Annotated in this window: 4 protein-coding genes; all 4 read right to left on the bottom strand. The window is 61.5% G+C overall.

All coding sequences use genetic code 11. The features are described 5' to 3' along the window. Window positions 1-389: 389 nt before the first annotated feature. A complete protein-coding gene (gene mtnP, locus ACZM96_RS10310; RefSeq protein WP_489488936.1) occupies window positions 390-1,139 on the bottom strand; it encodes an S-methyl-5'-thioadenosine phosphorylase in 750 nt (249 codons plus the stop codon). Window positions 1,140-1,369: 230 nt separating this feature from the next. Further along, window positions 1,370-1,975, bottom strand: coding sequence for a class II aldolase/adducin family protein (locus ACZM96_RS10305; RefSeq protein ID WP_489488935.1), 606 nt, complete (start codon window positions 1,973-1,975; stop codon window positions 1,370-1,372). Window positions 1,976-1,985: 10 nt separating this feature from the next. Continuing rightward, window positions 1,986-3,098, bottom strand: coding sequence for an S-methyl-5-thioribose-1-phosphate isomerase (gene mtnA / locus ACZM96_RS10300; protein ID WP_489488933.1), 1,113 nt, complete (start codon window positions 3,096-3,098; stop codon window positions 1,986-1,988). Window positions 3,099-3,108: 10 nt separating this feature from the next. After that, window positions 3,109-3,318 (bottom strand): AMIN domain-containing protein (locus ACZM96_RS10295; RefSeq protein WP_489488931.1); only part of this gene is annotated, 210 nt, incomplete at its 5' end.

Below are 3,318 nucleotides of genomic sequence, written 5' to 3'. Positions count from 1 at the left end.
GTCAAAGAACCGTGCCGCTCACTCGCGGCGGTGTTGCTTTATGCAACTTTTCGTTTCACCTGTCAACAACTTTTTTCAAGTTTTTTTCAGGCGGCGCTTTCAGCGAGGCGCTCGTTTGAGCCGCTGTGCCTCAGCGCGTTTTCGAGTTATGCCCATTTACCCCCGACTTGTCAAACACTTTTTTGCGATTTTTTCATTCTTTTTACTCTTTTTATATTTAATATGCTGATTAAATTCATTTTATTTTTCTATTTTCAATAGCGCCAGGCTCATTCCATCAAGAGATTCGTCCGTCCGCACGGCGCTCCCCGCCCCGATTGCCCGCAAAAAAACAGCGGAGAGGCAATGCCCGCCCTGCCCCGCTGCTTTCAAAAGCCCCGCTTCCGTCGTCAGGCCAGTCTGGGAATGACGCGTCTGAACAGTTCCAGCACCTTTTCGGCGTTGGCATGCGCCACGGCAAGAATCGCTTCCCAGGTGACGGCGTCGTCCTCTTTCCAGGAATCGTAATCCGTGCTCATGGCCACGGCCGCATAGGGCACGCCCAGCTCATTGGCCATGATCGCTTCCGTGGCAATGCTCATATTGATGATGTCCGCGCCCCAGAGGCGGAACATGCGGGATTCGGCTCTTGTGGAAAAACGCGGCCCTTCGATGGTCACGACCGTGCCGCCGTTGTGAAAGCGATAGCCCAGCGCCGAAAGTTCCTCGGCCATGATCCGCCGCAATCCGGCGTCGAACGGTTCGGCCATGGCGGTATGCATGGGAGAGCCGGGCTCGAACGATTCAAAGAAGCTCAGCTTGCGCGATCTCGTGAAATCTATGAACTGATCGGGAATCACCAGATCGCCGCGTCCGATTTCCTCCCGCAGGGAGCCGACCGCCGTGCTGGCCAGCACATGCGTGCATCCGGCTTCCTTCAGCGCCCAGAGATTGGCCCGGTAGTTCACCTGGCTCGGCGGAATGGTGTGCCTGCGTCCGTGCCTGGCCATGAGCACCACCGGAACGCCTCCGATGAAGCCTTCACGCAGCGAACTGGAAGGCTCGCCCCAGGGGGTGGTCATTTCCGTGTCGCGAGGATGCTCAAACAAAGACGGATCGTCAAGTCCGCTACCGCCGATAATGCCTATTTTCCTTTGCATCATTCTTTCCTCTCCGTTGTCGGAACAAAAAGTCCGGCTGCTTCCCGCCGCGCTCCGGGAGTCTCTCCGGCAAGCGCCTTTTCACCGCCGCCGCCCGCCTTCCGGGCAAACGCGACGCGCTCCGCCGGGCGCTCTTCGTTCCGGCAACGCCGTTCTGTTTCCGAAGCGGACGCCCCTCCCCGGTCTGCAATGTTTCCCATTGCGGGGAGTCTTTTCCGCTGCGACGCGCTCTAACAGGGAATGTAGCCCTGCGAAAGCATGTAGAGCAGATCGCGCATGTGATCGACGTTCGGGGCGTACATGAGAAAGCCGCCCTGATGCCCGGACATGACGATAATGCCGTCCGCCGGATGCCGCCGCACCAGCTCGGCAACGCTGTGCGCCATGGCCGGAGTGCCGAAGGCCGCGTCCGGCGACGTGGCGGGAGCCTTGCCCGCCATGAGCTGACCGTACAATCCGTCGTTGTGCAGATGGATGACGCATCCGGTCACGGGCGACGCCTCATACACGGCCGCATGAGTCATGGATTCGGAGCTCGCCTGCGCGGGCCCCACCGACCACACCGTGTTTGCGTCCATGTCGCAGCGGGTGACCAGACAGTAATGTTCCGGGCCCAGCACGGGAATATGCCCCGTGGCCGTTGCCGTCACCACAAATCCCTGATCCGCGCGCAGGGAAACGTTGCCGTAGCCCACGCCGTTGTCCAGCACGCCCACAAGCCCGGCCTTGACAAGATCGGTGCGCAGCGCGTTCAGCGCCTCCCAGTCGGGATGCTGCGGAGCCGGACCGTATTCATGCACACAGCGATATTTGACGTATCCTTCATCCACGCTCATACATTGATCCTCAATCATTGCGATGTTCCGGGTACAGGGAAAGAATCCCCTGCTCCGAGGCCTCGCACACGCCTCTTTCGGTAATGAGTCCGGCAATGAGCCGCGCGGGCGTCACGTCAAAGGCCCAGTTTCGCGCCGAAGTGCCGGCAGGACAGATGCGCACGCTCGTCACGCACCCGTCGTCCGCAAGTCCGGTCATGACGCGCACCTCGTCGGCGTTTCTCTCCTCAATGGGAATGTCCCTCACGCCGTCGCGCAGAGAAAAATCAAACGTCGAAGACGGCAGCGCCACGTAAAAAGGCACGTTGTTGTCCGCCGCAGCCAGCGCCTTCAGATAGGTGCCTATCTTGTTCGCCGCATCGCCGCAGCGCGTCACCCTGTCCGCGCCGGTAATCACCATGTCCACCATTCCGTGCTGCATGAGATGGCCGCCCGCGTTGTCCGCAATGAGATCGTGCGGCACGCCGTGCATACCGAGTTCCCACGCTGTGAGGCTTGCGCCCTGATTGCGCGGCCGCGTTTCATCCACCCACACGTGAACGGGAATGCCCGCGTCGAAGGCTGCGTACACCGGAGAGAGGGCGGAACCGTAGTCCACAAAAGCCAGCCACCCGGCATTGCAGTGCGTCAGAATATTGACCGGACGCCCGGGATGCCTTGCCGCGGCCTCTTCAATGAGACGAAGCCCGTGAGCGCCTATGCGTCGGCAGAACTCCGCGTCCTCGTCGGCCACGGCCTTAGCTTCGGCATGGGCGGCAAGCACGGCCTCTCGGCCGGAACGCCCGGCCAGGGCTCTTTTCTGACGCTCCAGCGCCCACGCCAGATTGCTGGCCGTGGGACGGGTCAAGCGCAGCGCCTCCATGCTCCGCGCCATGAATCCGGCAAAATCTCCCTCGGGAGCCGTGCGCGCGGCCACCCATACGCCCCACGCCGCCGTGGCGCCGATAAGGCCCGCGCCGCGAACCCACATGTCGCGGATGGCGCGGCACACGTCATCCACCGTGCGCAGCGCCTTCACCCGAAATTCGTGAGGCAGCGCCGTCTGATCGATGATGAACAGCGTTTCGTTCTCGCCTTCGCCCTCCGTCCAGATGGTGCGGTAATGCCTTCCGTCGACGTTCATCTTCCGCCCCCTACTGGATGCGCAGCTCAAGCGAGTTGCGGTTCAAAGGCACCAGGGCCACCTTGCCCTGTGTTTTCATGTCGAAGACGATGCGGGTCTTGTCGTCGTGCTGGCCTACGCGCACGGCCTCAATAAGCCGGTTGCTCGGCACGCGCGGCACGGCAATGTCCCAGTTGCCCGCCAGATCGAGCACCACGCGGTCGGGTTCGGCAAGCGTGAA

Source organism: Mailhella sp. (assembly GCF_057866825.1).
Note: the sequence above shows the minus strand (reverse complement) of the source record. Positions and strands in the feature narration are given on the sequence as shown.

Excerpts from the sequence above, each read along its gene's own strand:
- mtnP (WP_489488936.1), bottom strand. The coding sequence starts at position 1,139 with ATGCAAAGGAAAATAGGCATTATCGGCGGTAGCGGACTTGACGATCCG.
- ACZM96_RS10305 (WP_489488935.1), bottom strand. The coding sequence starts at position 1,975 with ATGAGCGTGGATGAAGGATACGTCAAATATCGCTGTGTGCATGAATAC.
- mtnA (WP_489488933.1), bottom strand. The coding sequence starts at position 3,098 with ATGAACGTCGACGGAAGGCATTACCGCACCATCTGGACGGAGGGCGAA.